We start from the raw sequence: 23,510 nt of genomic DNA on the forward strand, positions 1-23,510 counted from the left end.
CTACGCCCTCGCCTAACTAACTTCGCTCTCGCTTTTCCGGGCGCTTAGTGTGAGGTGCCGCTGGCCTACCTGCCCTGGACGGACATGGCAATCACCGTGACGGCATGTTCAACCGCGTAGACGGGATCGCGGGAGAGGCCTTTGACCTGGGCGTCGGCTTCGGCGGTGGCCTGAATGGAGCGTACCAGGCCCTCCGGCGTCCAGCGCCGGACGTCCCGCTGGGCCTGTTCCACCAGCCAGGGCTGCATACCGAGATCGGCGGCTATCTGGGCGGAGGAACCCGATGCGCCGGCCACGCGCGCCACGGTCCGCAACTTTGCTGCCAGCGCGGCGACCAGCGGGACGGGATCTGCCCCTGTGGCAAGGGCATGGCGGAGAGTGGATAGCGCCAGCGGGCCGTTTCCTGCCATGGCAGCGTCGGCCACCTTAAACGCCGTGGCCTCGATCCGTCCGCCGTAGTAGCGGTCCACAATGTCAGTGGTCACCGTAGTGCCGGCATCCGCGATCAACTGGCTGCATGCTGCCGCCAGTTCCGAAAGGTTCGCTCCCACCGCGTTGACGAGAGCCTGCACGGCGTCCTGCTCGATCCTCCGCCCGGCGCCTTTGAACTCGGCCGTGACAAAAGCCACCTTGTCCGCGTCCTTTTTGAGGGGCTGGCAGTCGACCACCGGCCAGCCGGCCTTCTTGATCGCGTCGAGCAGCTTCTTCCCCCGGACTCCCCCGCCATGCCTCAGCACCAGGACGGCGTCGGACTCCGGGTGGCCAAGGTAGGCAAGCGCGTCGGCCAGGAAGGCGTCGTTCATCGATTCGACAGCCTCCACTTCGATGAGCTTGCTTTCGCCGAACAGGGACGGACTGACCTGCATGAGCAGGGTCCCGGCCTCGTAGGCTGCGGCGTTGATACGGCTGACTTCAACGTCCGGGGCGGCTGCGCGTACCTGTGCGCGGACCCGGTCCATGGCCCTGATGCCGAGGTATTCTTCAGGCCCGGTCACCAGGACCACTGCGGCGGGGGTTACGTCCCGCCAGGTGGGGCCGTTCGACGCCGGCGAACGGGTTGCACGTTTCTGCGCAGCGGCCATCAGGGCTTCCTTCCGGAAAGTTTTGTGGAATATCCCAGCCTGCCATGTCCTGCAGCCCGGTCCAAGCCCGGCCCATGCTTCGGCAGCACGCGGCGGGAAGGGAAGCGGCGGGCAGGGAAGCGGCGGGCAGGGAAGCGCGGGGCAGGCAGGCGCCGCGGCTGGCGGCTGTAGCTCTCTGGCCTTCCGGCCGTGTACCGTTCCAACACTTCGATCAGGGAAACGATGCGGCTGTGCACGGCCATCACAAACCGGACGAGCCGGCGCGGGCGGACCGCGGCCCAGACGGTCAGGAACGTCAGCACGGACAGGAACACCATGGTCAGCAACCCGGGCACACCCTCGGGCCAGGGAAGGGCTGCGCCGGGAAGCTGCGAGGTGAATCGGGCCGTCCCTGCCACACCGGCGCTGAACGTGCCGGCCACCGCGATCAGGCCGGTGGCCACCCACGGAGCCAGGACCACCAGGGGCACAGCAGCCGTTCCCAGCAGGGTTACAGGCGCAACCAGTGGGGATGCTATGACGTTGGCCAGCAGGGAGTAGGTTGAAAACTGGGGTTGCAGCACAACAATCACCGGTCCGCAGAGCAGCTGCGCGGACAAAGGAACAGCCACAGCGGCCGCTGCCCAGCGCGGGACGAACGAAGGGGTCCACGACATCATGCGCTGACCCAGGATGATGATCCCCAGTGTTGCCAGGACCGACAGAAGGAACCCGAAACTTGATCCCAGCCCCGGGTCCACCAACAGGAGGCCGATCACGGCGAGGCACAGGAAGCTCAGGCCCCGCCCGGTCCGGCCGGCAGCCAGGGCTGCAACTCCCACGGCTCCCATCAGGGCTGCCCGCAGCACGCTCGCATCGGGGCCGACGAGCAGGACGAACAGCCCAAGGCCTGCCACAGCAAGCGCGGCCGCCGGCAACCGGGATAAACGGAACCTCCTGGCCAAGAGCAGCAAGGCGCCCAGGACAAGGCTGCAGTTGGCACCGCTGACGGCTGTCAGATGGGTCATGCCAACGCTTTTCATGGCGGAATTCAGGCCCTCGTCCACGGCACTGGTGTCCCCGGTAACCATTCCGGGAAGCAGGCCGCGCGGATCCGGGGCGAGGAATGAGGCGGCCGAAACAAAACGTACCCGCAGTTCCTTTGCTGCTCCCTGCAGGATCGGAGGGGCAAAGGGCTGCCCTGGGCCGGAAGACGCGGTGAGGATGCCCGCCTCCTCGTTTCCGGGATCAGCTGGGCGGAGCTTTCCCGTTGCGCGGACCATCTCGCCGGGCACCACACTGCCCCAGCCGCCACCGCCCATCACCACCAGTTGCGCCCGCGTCCGGAGCACAACACCGCCGGTACTGATGTCCCGGGTCCAGACAGGTACAGACCAGCGGGCGGGCGGGCCAGCCTGGTTGGGTGCAGTCAGGGCACGTGGGGTCCCTGCCACTTCAAGGACGGCTACCACCGGCTTCCCGGCGGAGACGGCGGCCGCGAGGGGACCATCGTGGCGCTGGGTGGCGGCCACCGCCGAGTGGGCTGCCGCTGTCGCCGCCAAGAGGAGGGCAACGGCCGTGGTGGTAAGGAAACTGCGCCGGGCCGGTTTTCCGTTCCCTCGCCGGGCTCTGCGCGAGGTTCGAGCTTTGAAGGTGCGGTGCAGCAGCAGCGCCGCTAGGACGAGCAGAGCGCAGCAGACGCCGGCCAGCGCCAACGGGGGCAGCCAGAGCCCGGCAACGGAGGCAGCCCAGACAAGCGCCGCCGGCAACGCGAGCCGGACGTCGGTGCGCCGGCGCGGGGTTCCGCTACTGTCGGCGTCTGCCTCCTGCCGGGCTTTCCTGTCGCTGTCCCGGAACCGCGCTGCCTGCGCCGCGTAGAACTTTTGGAAGCTTCTCCTGGGCCCATGGGCAGGACGGAGCAACCTCCGTCGCAGGTCGGCCGGCGCGCCATTCCGGGCATCATCACGGGTGCTGGTCCCTGCCGCCGACCGCGGCCGATCCGCTGCTCCTGCCTGCTGCGCATCGTCCAGGCCGAGCGCATGCCCGCGGACCGCCGACTCTACATAGCGGTTCCAGGGGCTCGCCCGGGGTTTTAATGTCCGGTTATCCATGACGCCGCCCGAGAGGAGTCGTCATCGTGGTGCATTTCCTTCGTCTCATATGGTCACCAGCGGCAGCAATGCTTCAAGCATCTTCGGGCCGACACCGTCAATGGCGTCAAGTTCCTCGACCGTCTTAAATGGGCCATGTTCCTTGCGCCAGTCCACAATTCGCTGTGCCAGCACGGGGCCGACCTTGGGCAATCCATCCAGTTCCTCCAGCCCGGCCGTATTCAGGTTGATCTTCGATCCTGCCGTTCCTCCGGCGGTCCCGTCCCCCGGATCACCGGCAGCCGGCGCTCCTGGATCCTCAGGGCCGGCCGGCAACGCTTCGCCCTGCTGCGGGACGTGGATCTTTTGCCCGTCCTCAACAACCAGGGCGAGGTTGAGGCGGTTCAGGTCGGCGCCGGGAGCCGCCCCTCCGGCGGCGGCAATGGCTTCGTGTACCCGGCTGCCGCCGGGCAGTTGGACGACTCCGGGCCCAAGCACTGAACCGGCCACATGAACCACCACTGTCCCTGTGGGGGCCCTTTCCTGCGGGCCGGACTCCGGACCAGCTCGGCTGCCGCCGCCGCTGTCCTCTCCGGGGGCACCATCTTCGGCCGCTTGGGCGGTGGTTCCGGGGCTTACTCCGTTCAGTGGCAGGATCTCCGGCCGTCCGGAGGCCGCCTGCCACCAGAACCAGGCACCGGCAGCGACCGCAAGGATGCCCAGGAGCACGCCAAGCCGGAAGCTGAGGCGCCAACGGATGGCGGGGCCGACGTCGAAGGACTCCGTGGCGGCAATTTCCTCACCGGGAAGGGTACGGCCAGGTTTTTCTTCCCCAGCGGTTCCAGGGCCCCGGTACTCAAAAGAGGGCCCGCCGTCGTCCCCCAGCAACAGCCCGCGGGAATTGTCACCCAAGGTAGCCTGCAACCGCGACCTGGCATGGCGCGCCTGTTCACCTGCTGCTCCAGCATTCCGGCGTGACATACCCCCACGCTAGGGACAGGCCGCACCCGGGCAACAGGGCCGCAACCGGCTATGTGGAAAGGACGCGCAGGACTGCCAACCCTTCGGCGTCGCAACTTCCTGCATTTGGGGTGCTTCAGAAGTTTGCCAAGGCGTCACGCAGCATTCGGTGGCCTTGTTCCTCGAACTCCTCGTCGCCAACGTGGTAAGCCCAGGCCGCGGTGGCGACCGCCTCGCGCAGCAGCATGACGTTCCAGAGTTTGCTGTCTCTGCGATCTGAACCGTACCCCTCGAAAAAGGCGGACTCCAACTGAGGCGCCGTCCTCCATTGCTGTACGGCAAGGCGGCAGAAGTCGCTGGTAGCCGGCCTGTACCCGTAACGGCCAAAGTCGATGATCCTGAGCTCGGTCCCGTCCATGAGCCAGTTGCGGGGCTGCCAGTCACCGTGGGTCGGCACGACCATCACCGGTTCTGGCCGATAGGTGCCGAACACGGCCCTCGCTTCTTCGGCGGCAGATTCTTCCATGCGGTGGGGTGTGTCCAGCCAGGCCAGCGCTTTCGCAGTTGCTGCAGCCTCATAGTGAGGGTCGATTCGTCTGGCTTGATCGTGAAATACGCGTAATAGGTGGCCCGCTTGTAAATACGTGTCCGATTCAAATTCCGCCTCGGTTCCCTCCACAAGGGAGCCTTCCAGATATTCCGTCACCAGGATGTTCATCGAGCGGTCTGACCGTACGAGTTTCGCTGCGTGGTTCTGCCTCGCCAACACGACGGTCGAAGACAGGTGCGCTTCTATCTCCCGCCCTATGTGGTGGTTGGAGGGCCCGGCCGCTTTGACGACGTATCTGCGCTGTCCGTGCCCCACTTCAAGTACCGCGGTATCAACGAGATTCCAGGAATGATCTTTCAGGAGACGAACGCCTGGCAGCCAGATTTCCACAAGCTCGGCCTGTCTCGGGCTCAGCCGGTTCCGGTGCCAGGATTCCATTCCAGCAGAGTAGCCGGTCAAACGGCGCCGGAGACGCCCGTAGTTTTTGGGTGCGTCGAAGCGACGCCACGATGGCGCCGTGCCGGTCACAATTGGCTTCTTCGCCTGTTCATTGTTTCCGCTAGTGCCTCCATGTAACTTGTCTCACACATTCCTTATTGCGGTAGCTGTTATCCGCAATGTGGAAGAAGTCTCACGCCGTCTCTCATATGAGCGGCGGTCAATGAGCTCAAAGGAGAGCAAACCTTGGAAGAGAGAATTGCCGAGGCGGGGAGCACGAAGACGTCCCTCGCACAACAAATCGAAGGTGCCTACCAGCGGATCGGCGTGACAGGCGCACACCGACACATAGTTCTCATGATCCTGCTCGGCGTGTTTTTCGACGCGCTCGAACAGAACGCCGTCGGCATCACCGGTCCGGTGCTGCGTGAGTCGTGGGGGCTAGGGGCAGGCGACATTGGCTTCCTGAACACCATGACGTTCACCGCCACGGCCCTGGGACGCATAGCGACGGGGCTGATCATTGACAAGTATGGCCGCCGGAACATGCTGGTCATTAACTTGATCATCTTTGCCGGTGGCTCACTGCTGTGCGCCGTGGCACCGAACTACCCGGTCCTTGCCGCCGGACGGTTCATCGTCGGTTTCGGCTTGGGCGGCGAAATCGCTGTCGCCGTGATCATGATGGCAGAGTTCTTCGCCGCCAAGCACCGTGGCACCGCCGTTGGCCTGATTAACGTCACCGCCGCAGGGCTGGGCAACATGCTGGCTCCCGCCTTCGGCATTTTAGTCTTCACCCTCTTTGACGGCCCGGACAAGTGGCGCTGGGTGTTTGGCCTGCTCTTCATACCCGCCATCCTCGTGATGTTCTTCCGCCGCTACGTACCCGAAACGCCGCGTTTCCTGGCCTCACAGGGACGGCTGGATGAAGCAAACCTGGTCATCACCCGTCTGGCCCGGGGCAAGCTCTCCGGCAAAATCGAGGATCCGGAAGTCTTTATCACCGCCGTCCCCGGCCCAGCCGTCACCGCATCCACGGGGCACTGGAAGGACGCCCTGCGGGGTAGGCTCCTGAAGCGGACAGTCCTGCTCGGCATCGCCGTCTGCATGTCCTACGCAGCTCAAATCTCGATGCTGACCCTGATGCCCACCATTCTGGTCTCCCGCGGCTACGCCGTGAACACCAGCCTCTGGTTTACCCTCATCATGCAGTCGGGATCCCTGATCGGGGCCGCGACGGCCGCCTTCCTGGCCAGCCGCCTCCCCCGCAAGAAAGTCCTCACCGGGGCGGCAATCCTGGGGTGCCTGGCCGGGCTCTCCATGGCCTTCCTGGCCACGGACATCGCCATCATCGTCGCCTGCGGTGTGGTGTTCAACTTCTCGGTCATTATCCTGAACACCACTATTTGGCTGTTCGCCCCGGAACTGTACCCCACCCGGACCCGAGGCTTTGGCACCTCCATCATCCTGGCTGCAGGTTCCCTCTCCGGTGGCCTGTTTCCGCTGATCTCCGGTGTTATCTTCGACGCAGCAGGACTTACCGGAATGTTCACCACCCTCGCCGGCCTGTTTATCATCCTCGCCATCGTGGTCCAGTTCCCACCCGAGACCTTTGGCAAGCCCCTTGAAGAGGACGCCACAGAGGACGAAGGAGCGATCTATGGCCATTGATCCCAGCACAACGCCCAAAGGGCATGTCCTCCTCGTGAACCCTAATAGCAACAGCCGGACCACGGACCTGATGGCCGGCATCGCCGCAGGACTCCTCGAACCCGAAGGGCTGCAAGTGGTGGGGATGACGGCGGCCGAAGGCCCGGCCATGATTATCGATCCGGTGTCGCTGCAGGACTCGGCCAGGCACGTGCAGACCGCCGTGCACAGTTACTTGGACGGTCCGGGCGGATCCTCGGTGGTGGCGGTCATCGTCGCAGCCATCGGTGACCCGGGGCGCAGCGCCATGGCCGGGGATCTCGACATCCCAGTGGTGGGGATCGGGCAAGGATCGATTGCCGCAGCGGTGGGCTCCGGACGGCGGTTTGGAATGGCCACGAGTACACCATTGCTGGCCGGCTCCCTCGCCTCGCTGGTTGAAGAGCACGGACAGAGCCAATGGTTCACGGGAGTCCGGCTCACACCCTCAGAGCCCTTGGTACTCGCCGCGGATCCGGAACAGCAGTTCCAGGAGCTACTCGGGGCAGTTCTGGAGGCGAGCCGGGACGACGGGGCCGAGGCAGTCATCATCGCCGGAGGGCCCCTCAGCGACACTGCGCAACGGCTGGCGGCAACAGGCATCGCCGAAATCATCCAGCCAGTGCCAAGCGCGTCCTCCATGGTTCTGCACGTTCTTGCCGAACAGCAACTCGCCACGCCCCGTAATCGGCTGGAGGCAGGCCGTTAGCTTCGGCTAAATAAGACAAGGGGGCTGTAATCTCTTCACGGGAGTGCAGCCCCTTGTCATGCTACCGGCTTCAATAGCCTTACTCCGGCTGGTCTTCCAAAGACGAGATGATGCTGCCACAACCCTGGAAGAACATCCGCCGGCCCAAGCCGCCGTCGGTCCAGATCCAAACGATCGAGTAGTCCCTGGATGCGGCGTCCACGACACCTGTACCAGTGATGCCGCCTTCGGCAAAGCTGACCCGATCCCCCGCAGCGAACCGGGGGTGCCGTACCCTGTTACGGCGCCTGGAGGGAGTTGTTTTGCCTACCACTGGAGGTCGCCTGGGACTGGGAGGTTATACGCGTTCATGAGCTTCCTTAGGTCGCGGGCCAGTTCTGCCAGCTCATTACGACCCTGCCCGCTGCTCCCAGGTCACGCACCATGCGTGGTCAACCAAGACTATCGGGCAGTGATGGGAGACTGCCCCGACCGCGCTTATTCGCGGAGTATGACCAGACCGCTCCTGCCGGGCCCTAGACTCGACACCTGGAGGTTCCCCTTCATTCTCGGCCCAGTACCAACCCGTATCACCCTGTGTGCCCTTGCCGAAGTCGGCTCAGTGCTGGCCGGGCAGGAGAACGACATGGAATGGAGCAGGGACGACCCCCTCAACCCCTGCCCCGGGCCGATCAGCACTCCCCCGGTCGTCTTCATGGTAGGCGAACGACGACTACGGATACCGGCTCAAGCGAGCTTTCGCGGTTGGTCCGCGTTATAGCGAGCGAGGATTTCTTCGTAGATCGCCAGGGATACCCGGATTTCATCGGTCTGTTCTTTAGCCCGCAACTTCTCGATTATGTTCGAGAGGTCGCGCTTGATGACCCAGTGCGGATCGTAGGCTTCATGGGGCCGAGGAACGTAGTCGTTCATCACTTCTCACCCCCTTCAGCCGGAGTATCTTCACATTCGAGCTGGTAGCGCAGGAACGCAACTTGGTTGTCGATTTCCCGCTGTCTGCGAGGGGAAACCCATTCCAGTACTTCTGAGTCTTCAGCCATTTGATAATCACCCCTTACAGGCAAGATAGACGACGCCGGACAAGACCGGCGAAGGTTTCAGGCAAGGTAGGCGAAAGTCTTGTCGGCGGCTTGTTTGGCCTTCAGAACAGGACGCTCATCGTGCGCTTCTCTTCCATCGACACGTCGCCCTCGTTCTACCGGGTGTTCCAGTCGTGGAACTCGGTCACTGCATTGAGAGCGCCATACTTGGCGTAATGGAGTCCGTCATCGAAAGTCGGTGACGTTTCCAACAGGCCGCGCTTTTCTCCGCCAGCCATGCCGGGGGCCCGATATTCAAAGGAAGGACCGCCGTCGTCACCGAGCAGGAGCCCGCGGGCATCAATGTCGCCCAGGTAGCCTTCAGCCGGGACCTGGCATGGCGCGCCTGTTCATCTGCTGCTCCAGCATTCCGGCGTGACATACCCCCCACGCTAGGGACAGGCGCGCCCGGGAAAACAGGGCGACAACCGTCTATGTGGAAAGCACCCGGTCAGCCGGCATGGTCCGCCGCAAGGTCACTGCCCACGATAACGGCAAGGACCCCGAGCCCCGCATGCGCGGCAAGAACCGCGGGCAGCGAGCTGATCTGGGCAGGGGGGCACTGCGGCAAAGCAGCAGCGAGCCGCTCGGCGAGGCGTTCCGCTTCCGCAGGGTTGCCGAAATGGTGGACGGCGAGTCGTACCCCTGCGGCAGAGCGGGCAGAAGCGTCCGCCGCCACGAGTTCCTCCAGCCGGGCAACGGCCCGGACCGCGGACCGCACCTTTTCCAGCGGTACGATCTTTCCGCCGTCGACGCCAAGAATGGGCTTGATCGCGAGCATGGTGCCCCACAGGGAAGCAGCCGTCCCGATCCGTCCGCCGCGGCGAAGCTGCTCGAGGCTTGGAACGTAGAAATATACCGTTGTCCGTGCTGCCTGACCGGCGGCAGCGGCGGCCACTGCCCCGGAATCGGCGCCCTCCCCGGCAACGCGCACGGCTTCCTGGACGGCCATCCCGAGGGCCATGCCCACCGTTCCCGAGTCGACGACTTCCACCGGCATGCCTACCCTGCCCGCGGCAAGCCGTGCCGCATCTGCAGTCCCGGACAGGCCGCCCGAGATGTGCACGGAAACTACCGCTTCATAGCCCCTGCGCTGCGCCGCGAGGTAGGCCTGTTCAAACTGTCCGGGCGAGGGCCGGGAGGTCTTCACGGACGTCCCGCTGGCCAGGGCCAGCGCGATGGCCTCCGAGATGTCGTCGTCGCCCTCGCCGTAGATCTCATCCCCTACCATCACGGGCATGGGAATGACGGTCAGCCGGCCGTCGCCGCTCAACCCGGCAATCCAGTCAGCCGGCAACGCCGCGGCGGAGTCGGTCACCACAGCAACACGTACGACGGCGCCCGCTTCAGGTGCAGGGCTTTCCTGCTTCCGGAGGCGGTTCAGAAGGCGCGCCCGGACCCAAGGCCAGGCGGCGGCGTCGCGGTGTGGCAAGGGGAGCCTCCTGGGTCACAGCAGGCCGCCGGGTTTCCGGCGGCCCGGTCCGGCTTACGCCGGGACGATGTTGACCAGTTTAGGGGCGCGGACGATGACGGTGCGGATGCCCCGCCCGTCAAGGGCGCGCTGGACGTTGTCCGAGGCCAGCGCCAGTTCGCGCAACTGGTCCTCCGAGACGTCGGGCGAAACCTCCAGCCTGTCCCGCACCTTGCCCTGCACCTGCACCACGGCAGTGACGGTGTCCTGCACCAGCAGCGACTCGTCATGGGCCGGCCAGCCGGCATTGGCCACCGAGGCCGGATGGCCAAGGACGCTCCACATGTCCTCCGCCGTATAGGGGGCGAACAGGCTCAGGATCACCGCAACGGCCTCGGCCGCTTCCCGAACTGCCGGATCTGCTCCCCCGGCACCGGAGTCGATGGCCTTGCGGGTGGCGTTAACCAGCTCCATCAGCTTGGCCACGACGACGTTGAACTTGTTGGCGTCCAGCAGCTCAGCAGCGTCTGCAATGGTCCGGTGGGTGATCGAGCGGAGGGCCCGGTCGCCGGACGCGAAGTCAATGCCGGGTTCGCTGGCGACGTCCTGGGCCAGCCGCCATGCACGGGCCAGGAACTTCGCCGAACCGGACGGCGAGACGTCTGCCCAGTCGACGTCGTCCTCCGGCGGGGAGGCGAAGATCATGGTGAGGCGGACGGCGTCAACGCCGTATTTGTCCAGCTGTTCACCCAGGTCCACGCCGTTGCCCAGCGACTTGCTCATGGCTTTGCCGCCGTTCAGGACCTGCCCCTGGTTCAGCAGCGCACTGAAGGGCTCGGTTGCTTCAATCAATCCGAGATCGTTGATGACCTTGGTGAAGAACCGGGCGTACAGCAGATGCAGGATGGCGTGCTCCACACCGCCCACGTACTGGCCCACGGGCATCCAGTCGTTGATTTTCTCCGGATCGAAGGGACCCTCGGTGTACTGCGGTGACACAAAGCGCAGGAAGTACCAGGACGAGTCCACAAACGTGTCCATGGTGTCGGTGTCCCTCTTGGCCGGGCCGTGGCAGGACGGGCAGTCGACGTTGACCCACGCTTCGGCTGCCGCCAAGGGCGAGGTGCCCTTCGGCGACAGGTCTTCACCGCGGAGGTTGGAGGGCAGCGTGACGGGCAGCTCCTCATCAGGCACGGGGACTTCCCCGCAGGACGGGCAGTGGATGATGGGGATGGGGGTGCCCCAGAACCGCTGGCGGCTGAGCAGCCAGTCACGCAGCCGGAAGTTGACGAACTTCTCACCGGTGCCCTGGCGTTCCAGAATGGCGATCGCGGCCGGGATGGCCTCCGCCTTGGGCAGACCGTCCAGGTCGCCGGAGTTGATCAGGGTTCCCTCCCCTGCCGTCGCCGTTCCCGACACTGCCGGGTCTTCCTCGCCGGTATCCAGGACCGCCCGCACTGGGAGATCGAATTTGCGGGCGAAGTCGAGGTCGCGCTGGTCGTGGGCCGGCACGGCCATGATGGCCCCCGTGCCGTAGTCGGCGAGGACGTAGTCAGCTGCCCATACCGGCAGCTTCTCCCCGTTCAACGGGTTGACGGCGTACCGGCCGGTGAAAACACCGGTCTTCTCCCGTTCCGTGGACTGCCGTTCGATTTCCGTGAGCGCCTTGACCTGCTCGCGGTAGTCTTCCAGGGCAGCAGCGTGTTCATCGGTGACGAGCTCCACGGCCAGCGGGGCGTCTGCGGCCACTACGAAGAACGTTGCACCGTACAGGGTGTCCGGGCGGGTGGTGAAGACCGTGACCTCTTTGGCGGGCTTATCGCCGTCGGCCTCGATGACAAAGTTGACGTGCGCACCCTCGGACCGGCCGATCCAGTTCTTCTGCATCGCCAGGACGCGCTCAGGCCAGTGGCCGCGGAGCTGCTCCATGTCATCCAGCAGACGGTCCGCGTAATCCGTGATCTTGAAATACCACTGGTTGAGCGACTTCTTGGTGACAGTGGTGCCGCAGCGTTCGCAGGCGCCGTTGACAACCTGCTCGTTGGCCAGCACGGTCTGGTCCTTGGGGCACCAGTTGACCGGAGAATCCTTCCGGTACGCCAGGCCTCGCTCGTAGAAGCGCTTGAACAGCCACTGGGTCCAGCGGTAGTACTCCGGGTCAGAGGTGTGCAGCCGGCGGGACCAGTCGGCGGAAATGGCGTAGCGCTTGAAGGACGCGGCCTGGGTTTCGATGTTGGCGTAGGTCCACTCGCTGGGGTGGGCGTTGCGCTTGATGGCGGCGTTCTCGGCGGGCAGGCCGAAGGAGTCCCAGCCGATCGGGTGCAGGACATCGAAGCCCTGCTGGCGGAGGTAGCGGGCCACAACGTCACCCATGGCAAACGCTTCGGCGTGCCCCATGTGCAGGTCGCCCGACGGGTACGGGAACATGTCAAGCACGTAGCGCCGCTCGCGGGACCCGTCATCGGCAGGGGTGAAAACCTTGAGGTCTTCCCACACCTGCGGCCACTTGGCCTCCATGGCGGCAAAGCTGTACGTGCCCTCCTCGGGCACCTCCGCCGACACTGCTGCTGTTCCGGTCTCTGTCTCCGGCTGAACGCCCACTGCTGCCCTCTTCTGTTCTGTTACGGCATCTGTGCTGCCATAACGGCCTGATCCTGCTGCTGGCGGCCCGGAAACTGCCCCGGACACACAAAAGCCCCTCGCCATGGAGGGGCTGCCGCTCGGTTATCCGTCGTTTCGGATGCCGGGCGGCTAACTAAGCAGAAGGATCGCACGCATGAAACCACTTTAGCGCACCACCACACCTCCCTATGTCGCCACGGCCGGCTGAAGAGATGGAAAAGCAGACGGTTGGTGTGACAAAGCCAACCGGGAGTGAAAGCAAGGAAGGCGGCCGCTCGCCCGGGTGTGGTGGGCACCCGTGGGGGCCCCTGCTGCGAGGGCCCCGACACGAGCTTGCGAGTGTTGGGAGCACCCGGGGACGGGCGGGGCAGCGGCCGCCTTCCTTGCGTGGTGCGACGGGCATCCCGCCGCACCACACATTCCTGCTGAGTTTCCTACTTCACGTCCTCGTCCACCCAATCCATGGACTTCGTCACGGCCTTCTTCCACAGCCGCATCTGCCGGTCCTGCTCGGCGTGGTCCATCTGGGGTTCCCAGCGCTTGTCTTCGGACCAGTTGGATGACAGTTCGCCGAGGTCCTTCCAGAAGTCGACTGCGAGGCCGGCGGCGTAGGCGGCACCCAGGGCGGTGGTCTCCACCACCTTGGGCCGGATGACGGGGACGCCAAGGATGTCTGCCTGGAACTGCATCAGAGCATCATTGGCGACCATGCCGCCGTCGACCTTCAATTCGGAGAGCGGTACGCCGGAGTCCGCGTTCACGGCGTCGAGCACCTCGCGGGTCTGGAATGCCGTGGCTTCCAGCGCTGCCCGGGCGATGTGGCTCTTGTTGACGAACCGGGTGAGGCCCACGATGGCGCCCCGGGCATCGGAACGCCAATATGGCGCGAAGAGCCCGGAGAATGCCGGAACGATGTACACGCCGCCGTTGTCCTTCACCGAAGCAGCGAGGGTTTCCACTTCCGGGGCACTGCTGATCATGCCCAGGTTGTCCCGCAACCATTGGATCAGGGAGCCTGTGACTGCGATGGAACCTTCAAGGGCGTAATGGGGTGCCGCGCCGCCAAGCTTGTAGCCCACCGTGGTCAGCAGGCCGTTCTTGGAGTGCACGATTTCCTCGCCGGTGTTGAAGATCAGGAAGCAGCCCGTCCCGTAGGTATTCTTGGCCTCACCGGTCTGGAACGCCGCCTGGCCGAACGTGGCTGCCTGCTGGTCGCCAAGGATGCCGGCCACCGGAACCTCGCGGAGAAGCTGCGAGGTGTGGACGGTGCCGTACACCTCCGAGGAGGACTTGATCTCCGGCATCATGGACCGCGGAACGCCGAAGATGCCCAGGATTTCCTCGTCCCACTGCAGTGTCTCCAGATCCATGAACAGCGTGCGCGAGGCATTGGTGACGTCGGTGACGTGGACGCCGCCGTCCACCCCGCCGGTGAGGTTCCACAGGACCCAGGCGTCGGTGTTGCCGAACACCAGGTCTCCCGCTTCGGCCCTCTGGCGTGCGCCGTCCACATTGTCCAGGATCCACTTGATCTTGGTGCCCGAGAAGTACGTGGCCAGCGGAAGGCCCACCTTCTGCTTGAAACGGTCCGCTCCCCCGTCCCTGGCCAGTTCGTCCACGATGTCCTGCGTGCGGGTGTCCTGCCAGACGATGGCGTTGTAGACCGCTTCACCCGTTGTTTTGTCCCACACCACGGCGGTTTCGCGCTGGTTGGTGATGCCGACGGCGGCAATGTCGTGTCGCGTCAGGTTCGCCTTCGACAAGGCTGAGGCGATGACCTCACGGGTGTTGTTCCAGATTTCGGCGGGGTTGTGCTCCACCCAGCCGGCTTTGGGGAAGATCTGTTCGTGTTCCATCTGCCCGGAGGAGACGATGCTGCCGCTGTGGTCGAAGATGATGGCCCTTGTGCTGGTGGTTCCCTGGTCGATGGCGATTACGTACTGGTTCACGATGACGTCCTTGTCTTGAGGTGTGATTTTGGGCGGTGGTTAGGGGTCAGGATGCTGCTGTGGCGATGATCGGGACGATCCGGGCGACCAGGCCGCCCAGGGCACCACCGACCAGCGGGCCGACTACAGGGATCCAGGAATAGCCCCAGTCGCTGGAGCCCTTGCCCTTGATGGGCAGCAGGGCGTGGGCGATGCGCGGGCCGAGGTCACGGGCGGGGTTAATGGCGTAGCCGGTGGGTCCGCCGAGTGATACACCGATGCCGACAACGAGCAGCGCGACAGCCAGCGGCCCAAGGCCGGATGGGGTGCCACCAAAGGTGAGGATGACGAACACCAGCACAAAGGTGCCGATGATTTCGGTCACCAGGTTCCAGGAGCTGGAGCGGATGGCCGGGCCAGTGGAGAAAACGCCCAGTTTGCTGGCAACTTCCTCTTCGGCGTCGAAGTGCTGCTTGTAGGCGAGCCAGCAGACCACTGCGCCGAGGAAGGCACCCAGCAGTTCTCCGCCGAAGTAGGTCAGCGTAGAGGCGAAATCCACGGGAACATCGGGGGCGTATTCGCCGGCTCCGTTGGCGAGCAGGCCCAGCGTCACGGCCGGGTTCAGGTGTGCCCCGGATTTCGCGGCCACATAGACACCCGCGAAAACTGCGACACCCCATCCCCAGGTGACCATCAGGAACCCGCCGCTGTTGCCTTTCGTCCCCCGCAGGGCGACGTTGGCGACGACGCCGCAACCCAGCAGGGTCAGCATCGCCGTTCCGAAGACTTCGGATAGAAAAACAATTCCAAGAGACATCTTTGACTCCTCTATTTTCTGTTGTCAGTCCTTCGCGGGTTGAAGGACCGTTGGGCCGGGACGGGTTGAGCGCCCCGGCCGACAGCCTGTCCTATGCGACCAGGCTGTGCGTTTCTACGCGGTGGAACCGCTGCAGCACGTCCTGCGCGTGCCGGATTTCCGCTGCACGTGCTGCGGCGTCCCATCCCAGCGGACCGGAGAGCACCTCCGCCACCTCGTTGAGCAGCTCGCCAGTCACGAGGCCCCGGAAAGCCAGGGAAGTGCGGCGGATGAGGACATCCACGAGGTGTCCAACCTGCTCATGGGCTGCCATGAACTCCAGTTCACGGACACTCAGTTCCCGGGTGGAGCGCAGCAAGTGGTCCGGCCCGCCGTCGAGGTAGGCCATCACCGCCTCCGCCCTGGTTCCGTAGCGGGTGAGCATGCCGGCGGTCCGGTCCGCGTCCCGGCCGGCAGTCATGTGGTCCTTGATCCACTTCTGCACACCCGCCTCGTCCGCGGGGAAACCGGCGCCGCCGCCGATGGCGAGCTGCGCCGTCGATACTTTGCGCTGCGCGCCGACTTCGGCGAGGACGTCATTGGTCAAATGCTCGGCCAGCGCCCGAAAGGTGGTCCATTTGCCGCCCACCAGGCTGAGCACGACGGCGCCCGCCCCGGGTGTGCTGCTCCCGGGGCCCCGGCGCTCGATCCGGTAATCCCGGGAGACGAAGCCGGGCTGGGTCGCATCGTGTTTAGGCAACGGCCGTACGCCGGAGAAGGTGTAGACAATCTGTTCGCGCTTGACGGGAACGCTCGGGAAGACGTGACCGATGAGTTCGAAGAAGTACTCAATTTCCGCATCGGTGCAGACGGCATCCTGGGCCATATCGGCATCAATGTCCGTGGTCCCAACGAGGACGCGGTCCCCCATCGGATAGATGAGCACGATGCGGCCGTCGGTGTGTTCAAAGAAGATTTCGCGTCCCCGGCAGGCGGCGAGGAGCTCCGGGTGGTCGAGCACGATGTGGGACCCCTTGGTGCCGCCCATAAAGCTGGAGGCTGCTCCCATGGCTTCGTTGGTGAGGTCCACCCAGGCGCCCGTGGTGTTCACGATGACGTCGGCCGTGAAATCGAATTCCTCACCGGTCAGCTCATCCCGCAACCGGACCGTGCTTCCTTTGCCAGTGCCGCGGTTGGGCTCGCCGGTCATGGATTTCAGCGACAGGTAGTTGCTGGCACGTGCCGTACTGCCCTGGGGGTTGGCACCGGACGCGCGGCCTGCCTTTTCGCCGTCCTGCAGGACATCAAGGGTGAGCCGCTCGGGGTTGTGGACGGAAGCATCGAAGTAGGTGGCCGCATACTTGACGTCGGGACGGAGGGCGGGCAGTTCAGCAAGGGCTCGTTTGTGTCCCCTGAACTGGTGGCGCGGCACCGTGCCGCCGTCGCGGGAAAACGAGTCGTACAGGCTGAGGCCGATCCTAATAAGGAAGGCGCCGCGTTCCTTGGGCTTGCCCTGCTGCTTGTGGGTGAGGAAACGCAGGGGGGCCGCGAGCACTCCGGAAAAGGTGCTGAAGATAGGGATAGTGGTCTGCAGCGGTTTGACGTAGTGCGGTGCGATCCGGAGCAATCTGTTGCGTTCCACCACCGACTCCCGGACCAGCCGGAACTCGCCGTTCTCCAGGTAGCGGATGCCGCCGTGGATCATGTGCGAGGAGGCGCCGCTGGCTCCCTGGCAGTAGTCACCGCGTTCCACAAGCGCCACGTCCACCCCCTGCAGGGCGAGGTCCCGGAAAGTTGCGACGCCGTTGATCCCGCCACCCACCACCAGCACTTTTGCGTGCGGCCGGAGCCGCAGATTGTGTACTGATGCGCGTTCAGCTCCCGGCTTTGGTGCGGCGGGGCGGGCGGGTGAATCCTTGGGTCCCAAAACAACTCCCTTGGGGCTTTGTGTGGCGCGGACACAGAAAAGTGATCCGCCGTTCTCAACTATTGTTTGGAGTAATGGAAAATGGAGTCAAGCACTATGCACAAACGTGCAGAATGGAGTCCAGGTGGACGCTTCCCGGCACGCTGATGCCCTTCGAGCTGCACAAATGTATTACTTGCAGGACCTCACGATGGACGCCATCGCCCGCGAACTCGGGACATCCCGCTCGACTGTTTCCCGGCTGTTGTCCTCGGCCCGGGATTCGGGGCTGGTCCAGGTCCAGATCCGCAATCCCCTGGACACTGGACCGGAGTTGGAGGGCCTGATTCGCCGCCGGTACGGAGTAGACGCACACGTTGTACCGGTGGTGGAAACACTTAACGAGGCCGAGACCCTGGACCGGGTGGCGATGCAGGCCGCCCGCACCATCGGGCCCCTGGTGGATTCCAACGCGATCATCGGCGTCGCCTGGGGTTCCACCCTCAGCGCCGTCAGCCGCCACCTGACGAGGAAAATTACCCACGACAGCGTAGTGGTGCAGCTGAACGGCGCCGGCAATATGCACACGACGGGCATTACCTACGCCAGTGACATCATGCGCCGCTTCGGCAGTGCTTACGGCGCGCGGGTGGAACAATTCCCCGTTCCGGCATTTTTCGACCACGCCGCCACCAAGACAGCCATGTGGAATGAACGAAGCGTGCAGCGGATCCTTGAACTTCAGGCAAAGATGAGCATCGCGATCTTTGGGGTGGGATCCGTCGATGCCGATTTCCCCAGCCACGTCTATGCCGGCGGTTATTTGGACGAGGGCGACCTCAACATCCTGGCAACGTCCGACGTCGTGGGTGACGTTGCGACGGTGTTCTTCCGCGCTGACGGTTCCTCCGACGGGATCGTCCTGAACGAACGGTCCACGGGCCCGGCCCTCGCCGAACTTCGGCGGGTAAGGCGCAGGATCTGCGTGGTTTCGGGCGTATCGAAGATCAACGGGCTCAAGGGCGCCTTAGCGGCGCGCCTGGCTACGGACCTGATCCTCGACGAAGCCACAGCGCGCCGCCTGGTGGGCATGGAGGGCCTTGCCGTGGCGAGTAGGTAGAGTCATGGCTATGAGGATCTCCCCGCGGCTGAGCCTGAACAACGGCGTGCTGATCGACCAGTTGGGCTACGGCCTGTACAAGGTGCCGCCATCGGAGGCGGCGGGCCTTGTGGCCATGGCCCTCGGTTCCGGATACCGCCACTTCGACACTGCCGCCATGTACGGCAACGAGTCGGGGGTTGCCCGCGGCATCAGTTCCCAGCTCGGAACGCAGGCAGGCAGCGGTGGCTCCGGTGAACTTTTCCCGGCACCGGCCAGGGAGGACGTCTTTGTTACCACCAAAGTGTGGAACGACCACCACGGCTACGACGCCACCCTGCGTGCATTCGACAACTCCATGGTCAACCTGGGCCTGGACTACGTAGACATGTACCTCATCCACTGGCCCTGCCCCGGGCGCGGGCTGTACCCCGAAACCTACCGGGCCATGGAGACCCTCTACCGAGAGGGAAAAGTGCGGGCCATCGGCGTCAGCAACTTCCAGCCTGCCCATCTGGACCGGCTGATGCAGACCGCAGAGGTAACTCCAGCTGTCAACCAGATCGAGCTGCACCCCTGGCTCCAGCAGCTGGAGCTGCGGAAAATCCACGATGATCTAGGGATCAGGACCGAGGCGTGGAGCCCCTTGGGGCGCGGACGTGTGCTTTCGGATCCTGTAGTCCAGGCGTGTGCCGCCGAACACGGCCGGTCGCCGGCGCAGATCATCCTCCGCTGGCACATACAACTGGGGAACATCGCCATCCCCAAGGCAAGCACCGAGGCGCGCATCCGCGAGAACCTTAACGTCTTCGGCTTTGAGCTCTCGGCCAGGGACATGGATGCGCTCGCCGGCCTGGACCGGGGACAGCGGACCGGTTCCCACCCGGACAACGTCAATTAGGACTCGCATGGAAACAGCACACACCGGGCGATCCTCCACGCCCTACTTCATCGGCCCGGACCTGGCCGGCCGCACCCATGCCTCATCCGTGCAGCTGGCCGGCGGCAGGGTGGCTTTCTGGACCTATGAGCCAGTGCTGCAAACGGCTGAGACCCGGACCATCCTGGTGATCCACGGATTCCGCGGCGACCACCACGGGCTGCTTCGGGTGGCTGACCAGCTTCCGGAGATGCGCATCATCATGCCCGACCTGCCCGGCTTCGGCAGTTCGGAAGCCTTCGGGCCAGGTGGACATACCGTCCCGGGCTACGGCGCATTCATCACGGAATTCATGGCGTCCCTCGGCCTGGGGCCGGATACGGTTCTGCTGGGGCACTCGTTCGGGTCCATCATTGCCGCCCATTTCGTGGCCGCCCACCCCGGCGCCGTGAATCCGCTGATCCTCATCAACCCCATCGCAGCGCCTGCCCTCGAGGGCCCCAAAGGCGTGATGACCAGGCTGGCGGTGCTGTACTACCGCCTTGCCGCCCGCCTTCCCCGTCCCCTGGGGCTGGCCCTGCTGCGCAGCCCTCTGATTGTCCGGGTGATGAGCGAGGCCATGGCCAAGACAGGCGACCGGGACCTTCGGCGCTTTATCCACGGCCAGCACCACGCGTACTTCAGTGCTTTTGCCAGCCGTGACAGCCTCCTCGAATCGTTCACTGCCTCGGTCAGCAGCCATGTGGCCGAGGTGGCCGGCAGCCTGACCCTTCCGGTGCTCCTGATCGCGGGTGAGAAGGATGAAATCGCCACGCTTCCCGACCAGCACCGGCTCGTCGAACTGCTGCCGAACGGCGAACTCGAGGTCATTGCTGATGTTGGCCACTTGATCCACTACGAAACGCCGGAGCCGGCCGCCCGCTACATCCGCAGCTTCCTTAAGGACCACGCCGCGTGAAGATTGTCATCGACGCCCGGTTCACCCGGACAGACCACCACGACGGCATCAGCCGCTACGGCGCGAGCCTGATCGCGGCTGCCTCCAAGATCGCCGACGTTTCGATGCTGATCTCTGACGTCCGCCAACTGGCCCTGTTGCCGGATGTGCCGTACACATTGATCAACAGCCCCCTGTCCCCCGCGGAACTGTTCGTTGCCCGCAAGATCAACCCGCTCGGCGCGGACGTGGTGGTCTGCCCAATGCAGACGATGGGCACCTTGGGCCGCAAGTACGGCCTGGTCCTGACCCTGCACGACCTCATCTACTACGAGCACCCAGCACCTCCGGGATTCCTGCCGGCCCCGGTGCGGCTGCTCTGGCGCCTCTATCACAAGGCATACTGGCCGCAGCGCCTCCTACTCAACCGGGCCGACGTCGTAGCCACCATCAGCCGGACCACGGAGGCACTGATGGCCAAATACCGGCTGACCCGCCGTCCTGTCCGGATTATCAGCAATGCACCGCAGCCGGCCCAGGAGCCCCGCTCCCCTGAAGCCGGCGCCAAACCCTGCCTCGTGTACATGGGCTCATTCATGCCCTATAAAAACGTGGAAACCATGGTGGCCGGAATGGCTGGACTGCCCGGCTTCACGCTTCACCTGCTCAGCCGGATCACTCCTCAGCGGCGCGCCGAACTGGAGAAGCTCATCCCGCCTGGAGCGAAAGTGGAGTTTCACAACGGCGTCACCGACGAGGAATACGCCACGTTCCTGGAAACAGCCACCGCTCTGGTAAGTCTTTCCCGGGCGGAAGGATACGGCCTGCCGCTGGTCGAGGCCATGGCCCTGGGCACGCCGGTCATCGCCAGCGACATCCCCATATTCCGGGAAGTCGGCGGCGATGCAGCCAGCTATGTTGACCCGGCATCGCCCCAGCAGTTTGCCGACGCTGTAAAGGAAATGGACGACCGGGAACGGTGGGAAGACATCTCGCGGCGCTCTGTTGCCCGTGCCCGCGAATTCAGCTGGGAGGAATCCGCCCGCCAACTGGTGGACGTGGCACACGACATCGTCGCCCAGCGCCGCGGCACGATGACAGAGCGCCGCCGCACACATTAACAGCGGCGTCGGCCAGTAGGCTCCGCTACAGTACGTCCACTCCGTCCAGTCGCAGCTGGACAGGTTCCGCGCTTCGCTTTGCGGCCGTTGCCGCCCGGGTTGCCCGCAGGACGCGGGTCACCGCCGCGGCCTGTGCGTAGGGGAAGAAGAGGAGGGTCCGGACGTCCTCCGCCGAGCGGCGGGTGGAGGGCGGACCGCTGAGAATGAGCGGTGCGGGGCCCGCGGTACGGAGGCGGACGCCTGCTTGTTCCAGTTGCGCTGCCACTGCACCTGAGAAATGCCCGACGGCGGCCCGGGGGCCGGTGATGGAGGCAATGCGCACCGCCGGTGGAAGCTGCAGTTCGGCCCGGAGGGAGAGCTCGCGTTCGGCGTAACCAGCAGGATCCCACCTTAGCAGCGCGCCCACAGCTGCGGTGTCCGCTGCCGTAACCACCACGAGACCGCCTTGGGTGGCAGGCCTGACCAAGGCCCCGGCATTGAACCAGCGCCGCACGGTATCCTCGCTGGCACGCAGCGACTCGCGGCGCAGCAGGGAGTCACCATCCAGCAGCAAGGCGGCGGCATATCCCCCTTCCGCTACAGGTTCAGCTCCCACCGTGGCCACCACCAAGGCCTTGCTATTGGTTACGCGTGCCTTGACCTGGTCTCCGGAAGACGTGATGACGGTTTTGCCGGGGAAGGCCCTGCCCAGCTCCTCGGCTGTCCGTATTACGCCCGTTGCGCCCCTGCGGAGCTTCCGGCCGTTGCAGTGCGTGCAGTGCCAGTCCGGCGCCGGAGTGGAGCACCACCGGCATTGCGGCAGGGCTGAGGTTCCGCTGGCCCCGGCCACGGCCAAAGGACCCTGGCAGGCAACACAGCGTGCGGGCTCCCGGCAGTGGTCACACACCAGCGACGGTGCGTAGCCGGCGCGGGCCACCTGGACCAGGACCGGTCCCCGTTCGAGTCCTTCCTTGGCGGCCAGCCAGGCAGTGCCGGGAAGGCGGGCGATCCTGGCGAGCGGGTCCCGCTCCTGTTCGAAGCTGTCGGCCGTGTTCACCACGCGGGGGACGGTGCGGCGGACCAGCGTGCGGTCCGCTTCCACGGGCAGGGCCCAGCCTGTCTCGATCAGCCGCTGGACCTCTGTGCTGCGGGAATGCGCGGCCAAAAGGCAGGCAGCCCCGGACTGTTCGGCGCGCAGGAGCAGGACTTCGCGGGCGTGGGCGTAGGGCGCGCGCTGCTCAATGTGGAGGTCATCGCCGTCGTCCCAGCACACCACGAGCCCCAGGTTCTTTACGGGAGCATAGGCAGCTGACCGGGTCCCGATGGCAACGCGCGCGGTTCCGGCGAGGAGCCGCAGGAAGTTCTGGTAGCGGGGCGTCGGGCCGTCCTCCGCGGTGAGGCGGGCTACGGCCTGCTCCGGCAACAGCGCTCCCACGGCCGCTTCTAGCCGGTCCAGGTCCCGGTTGTCCGGGACCACCGCCACGGCTCCCCGCCCGGAAGCATGGGCTGCGGCAATGGCCTGGGCCAGCAACTGCGGCCAACCGGCGGGTCCATAGCTTTGGAGGGGATTTAGGACCGCCCGTGGGGAACCACCGTCTCTTAGGTGGCGGAGGAAGGCCGGACCGTTCCGGAAACTTATCCAGGCATCGTCTGGGCCGGAGTCCTCGGCTGCCGCGCTTTCACCTGCTTCCGCCGGAGTTTCCGCGGAAGCAGGATACGTTTTCTCCAGCCGGGCTACCCGCGGCGGGACGGCAACCCGGAGGACATCACTGACGGTTCCCGCGTACCGGGAGGCTACGGCGGTGGCCAGGTCGCGGACCTCGGGTGACAGGACGGGAACCGGGGAAACAACCTTCGCCAGCGGCAACAGGGTGTGGCCGGCGTCGGACTCCGCCACCCGTTCCATGATGAACCCGCTGAGGTCCTGGCCGTTGAACTTGACCTTAACCCTGACGCCGGGCTGCGCGTCCTCATCCAGCCCGGCAGGAACACCGTAGTCAAAAGGCCGGTCCAAGTGCGGCAGCGAGGATTCCACCAACACCCTGGCCACCGGAAGGTGATCCGCTAACCGCGGGCCCGCCTGCTGTTTCCGGGAAGGGAAACCCTGCAGCAGGGACGGCTGTACCGCGGCCGGCAGGTCCAGCAACGGTTGCGTGGAATCGTCAGCAACCACTTCGGCTACCTCCGTTCAGCATCACCGGGTGGACCTGGTCAGTAAACCAGCAGGCACAGACATTCCACCGGCAACGGCATCC

The 23,510-nt window shown here is 65.0% G+C and carries 18 protein-coding genes; 6 read left to right on the forward strand and 12 right to left on the reverse strand.

All coding sequences use genetic code 11. The features are described from left to right. Nucleotides 1–65: 65 nt before the first annotated feature. From holA to G6R19_RS07585, 4 genes are all read right to left on the reverse strand, one after another. On the reverse strand, nt 66–1,082 hold the full coding sequence (gene holA, locus G6R19_RS07570; RefSeq protein ID WP_163163845.1) for a DNA polymerase III subunit delta: 1,017 nt from the start codon (nt 1,080–1,082) through the stop codon (nt 66–68). Further along, complete coding sequence (locus G6R19_RS07575) at nt 1,082–3,172, reverse strand: ComEC/Rec2 family competence protein (protein WP_163163847.1); 2,091 nt, start codon at nt 3,170–3,172, stop codon at nt 1,082–1,084. The genes holA and G6R19_RS07575 overlap by 1 nt, the downstream gene beginning before the upstream one ends. Nucleotides 3,173–3,217: 45 nt before the next feature. After that, on the reverse strand, nt 3,218–4,132 hold the full coding sequence (locus G6R19_RS07580; protein ID WP_163163849.1) for a helix-hairpin-helix domain-containing protein: 915 nt from the start codon (nt 4,130–4,132) through the stop codon (nt 3,218–3,220). 115 nt (nt 4,133–4,247) lie between these two features. Next, the gene (locus G6R19_RS07585; RefSeq protein ID WP_240341791.1) at nt 4,248–5,189 is read right to left on the reverse strand and encodes a phosphotransferase; all 942 of its coding nucleotides are present in this window, start codon (nt 5,187–5,189) and stop codon (nt 4,248–4,250) included. 156 nt (nt 5,190–5,345) lie between these two features. Between G6R19_RS07585 and G6R19_RS07590 the strand changes: the two genes are divergently transcribed. Both G6R19_RS07590 and G6R19_RS07595 read left to right on the forward strand, forming a co-directional pair. Then, complete coding sequence (locus G6R19_RS07590) at nt 5,346–6,770, forward strand: MFS transporter (RefSeq protein ID WP_163163851.1); 1,425 nt, start codon at nt 5,346–5,348, stop codon at nt 6,768–6,770. Next, a complete protein-coding gene (locus G6R19_RS07595) occupies nt 6,760–7,497 on the forward strand; it encodes an aspartate/glutamate racemase family protein (RefSeq protein ID WP_163163853.1) in 738 nt (245 codons plus the stop codon). Before G6R19_RS07590 ends, G6R19_RS07595 begins: the two co-directional genes overlap by 11 nt. A gap of 79 nt (nt 7,498–7,576) precedes the next feature. Here the strand turns inward: G6R19_RS07595 and G6R19_RS07600 are convergent, their stop codons facing one another. The 7 genes from G6R19_RS07600 to G6R19_RS07630 form a co-directional block, all read right to left on the reverse strand. Then, nucleotides 7,577–7,810: a hypothetical protein gene (locus G6R19_RS07600; RefSeq protein WP_163163855.1), complete on the reverse strand. Its 234-nt coding sequence runs from the start codon at nt 7,808–7,810 to the stop codon at nt 7,577–7,579. Between the two features lie 413 nt (nt 7,811–8,223). Beyond that, nucleotides 8,224–8,412 (reverse strand): hypothetical protein, encoded by a 189-nt coding sequence (locus G6R19_RS07605; RefSeq protein ID WP_163163857.1) that lies wholly within the window; start codon nt 8,410–8,412, stop codon nt 8,224–8,226. Nucleotides 8,413–9,027: 615 nt separating this feature from the next. After that, a complete protein-coding gene (locus G6R19_RS07610) occupies nt 9,028–10,008 on the reverse strand; it encodes a DegV family protein (protein ID WP_163163859.1) in 981 nt (326 codons plus the stop codon). Nucleotides 10,009–10,062: 54 nt separating this feature from the next. Continuing rightward, on the reverse strand, nt 10,063–12,588 hold the full coding sequence (gene leuS / locus G6R19_RS07615) for a leucine--tRNA ligase (RefSeq protein ID WP_163163861.1): 2,526 nt from the start codon (nt 12,586–12,588) through the stop codon (nt 10,063–10,065). A 455-nt stretch (nt 12,589–13,043) separates the two neighbouring features. Next, entirely contained in the window at nt 13,044–14,558 is a 1,515-nt protein-coding gene (gene glpK, locus G6R19_RS07620; protein WP_163163863.1) for a glycerol kinase GlpK, read from the reverse strand. Nucleotides 14,559–14,604: 46 nt separating this feature from the next. Then, complete coding sequence (locus G6R19_RS07625) at nt 14,605–15,354, reverse strand: MIP/aquaporin family protein (RefSeq protein ID WP_163163865.1); 750 nt, start codon at nt 15,352–15,354, stop codon at nt 14,605–14,607. 91 nt (nt 15,355–15,445) lie between these two features. Next, nucleotides 15,446–17,260: a glycerol-3-phosphate dehydrogenase/oxidase gene (locus G6R19_RS07630; protein ID WP_163163867.1), complete on the reverse strand. Its 1,815-nt coding sequence runs from the start codon at nt 17,258–17,260 to the stop codon at nt 15,446–15,448. A 124-nt stretch (nt 17,261–17,384) separates the two neighbouring features. Between G6R19_RS07630 and G6R19_RS07635 the strand changes: the two genes are divergently transcribed. The 4 genes from G6R19_RS07635 to G6R19_RS07650 are packed head-to-tail and all read left to right on the forward strand — an operon-like array spanning nt 17,385 to nt 21,276. Beyond that, nucleotides 17,385–18,359, forward strand: coding sequence for a sugar-binding domain-containing protein (locus tag G6R19_RS07635; RefSeq protein WP_163163869.1), 975 nt, complete (start codon nt 17,385–17,387; stop codon nt 18,357–18,359). Between the two features lie 10 nt (nt 18,360–18,369). Then, nucleotides 18,370–19,239: an aldo/keto reductase gene (locus tag G6R19_RS07640; RefSeq protein WP_163163871.1), complete on the forward strand. Its 870-nt coding sequence runs from the start codon at nt 18,370–18,372 to the stop codon at nt 19,237–19,239. 7 nt (nt 19,240–19,246) lie between these two features. Then, nucleotides 19,247–20,176, forward strand: a complete 930-nt coding sequence (locus tag G6R19_RS07645; protein ID WP_163163873.1) for an alpha/beta hydrolase — start codon at nt 19,247–19,249, stop codon at nt 20,174–20,176. Continuing rightward, nucleotides 20,173–21,276: a glycosyltransferase family 1 protein gene (locus tag G6R19_RS07650; protein ID WP_163163875.1), complete on the forward strand. Its 1,104-nt coding sequence runs from the start codon at nt 20,173–20,175 to the stop codon at nt 21,274–21,276. The genes G6R19_RS07645 and G6R19_RS07650 overlap by 4 nt, the downstream gene beginning before the upstream one ends. 25 nt (nt 21,277–21,301) lie before the next feature. On the opposite strand, the gene G6R19_RS07655 is transcribed toward G6R19_RS07650, so the two are convergent. Then, the gene (locus G6R19_RS07655) at nt 21,302–23,428 is read right to left on the reverse strand and encodes a primosomal protein N' (RefSeq protein ID WP_240341792.1); all 2,127 of its coding nucleotides are present in this window, start codon (nt 23,426–23,428) and stop codon (nt 21,302–21,304) included. Nucleotides 23,429–23,510: the final 82 nt, after the last annotated feature.

Origin of the sequence: Arthrobacter sp. Alg241-R88, from assembly GCF_900537115.1 — a bacterium.
Classification (GTDB): Bacteria; Actinomycetota; Actinomycetes; order Actinomycetales; family Micrococcaceae; genus Arthrobacter.

Excerpts from the sequence above, each read along its gene's own strand:
- holA (WP_163163845.1), bottom strand. The coding sequence starts at position 1,082 with ATGGCCGCTGCGCAGAAACGTGCAACCCGTTCGCCGGCGTCGAACGGC.
- G6R19_RS07575 (WP_163163847.1), bottom strand. The coding sequence starts at position 3,172 with ATGGATAACCGGACATTAAAACCCCGGGCGAGCCCCTGGAACCGCTAT.
- G6R19_RS07580 (WP_163163849.1), bottom strand. The coding sequence starts at position 4,132 with ATGTCACGCCGGAATGCTGGAGCAGCAGGTGAACAGGCGCGCCATGCC.
- G6R19_RS07595 (WP_163163853.1), top strand. The coding sequence starts at position 6,760 with ATGGCCATTGATCCCAGCACAACGCCCAAAGGGCATGTCCTCCTCGTG.
- G6R19_RS07625 (WP_163163865.1), bottom strand. The coding sequence starts at position 15,354 with ATGTCTCTTGGAATTGTTTTTCTATCCGAAGTCTTCGGAACGGCGATG.
- G6R19_RS07640 (WP_163163871.1), top strand. The coding sequence starts at position 18,370 with ATGAGGATCTCCCCGCGGCTGAGCCTGAACAACGGCGTGCTGATCGAC.
- G6R19_RS07645 (WP_163163873.1), top strand. The coding sequence starts at position 19,247 with ATGGAAACAGCACACACCGGGCGATCCTCCACGCCCTACTTCATCGGC.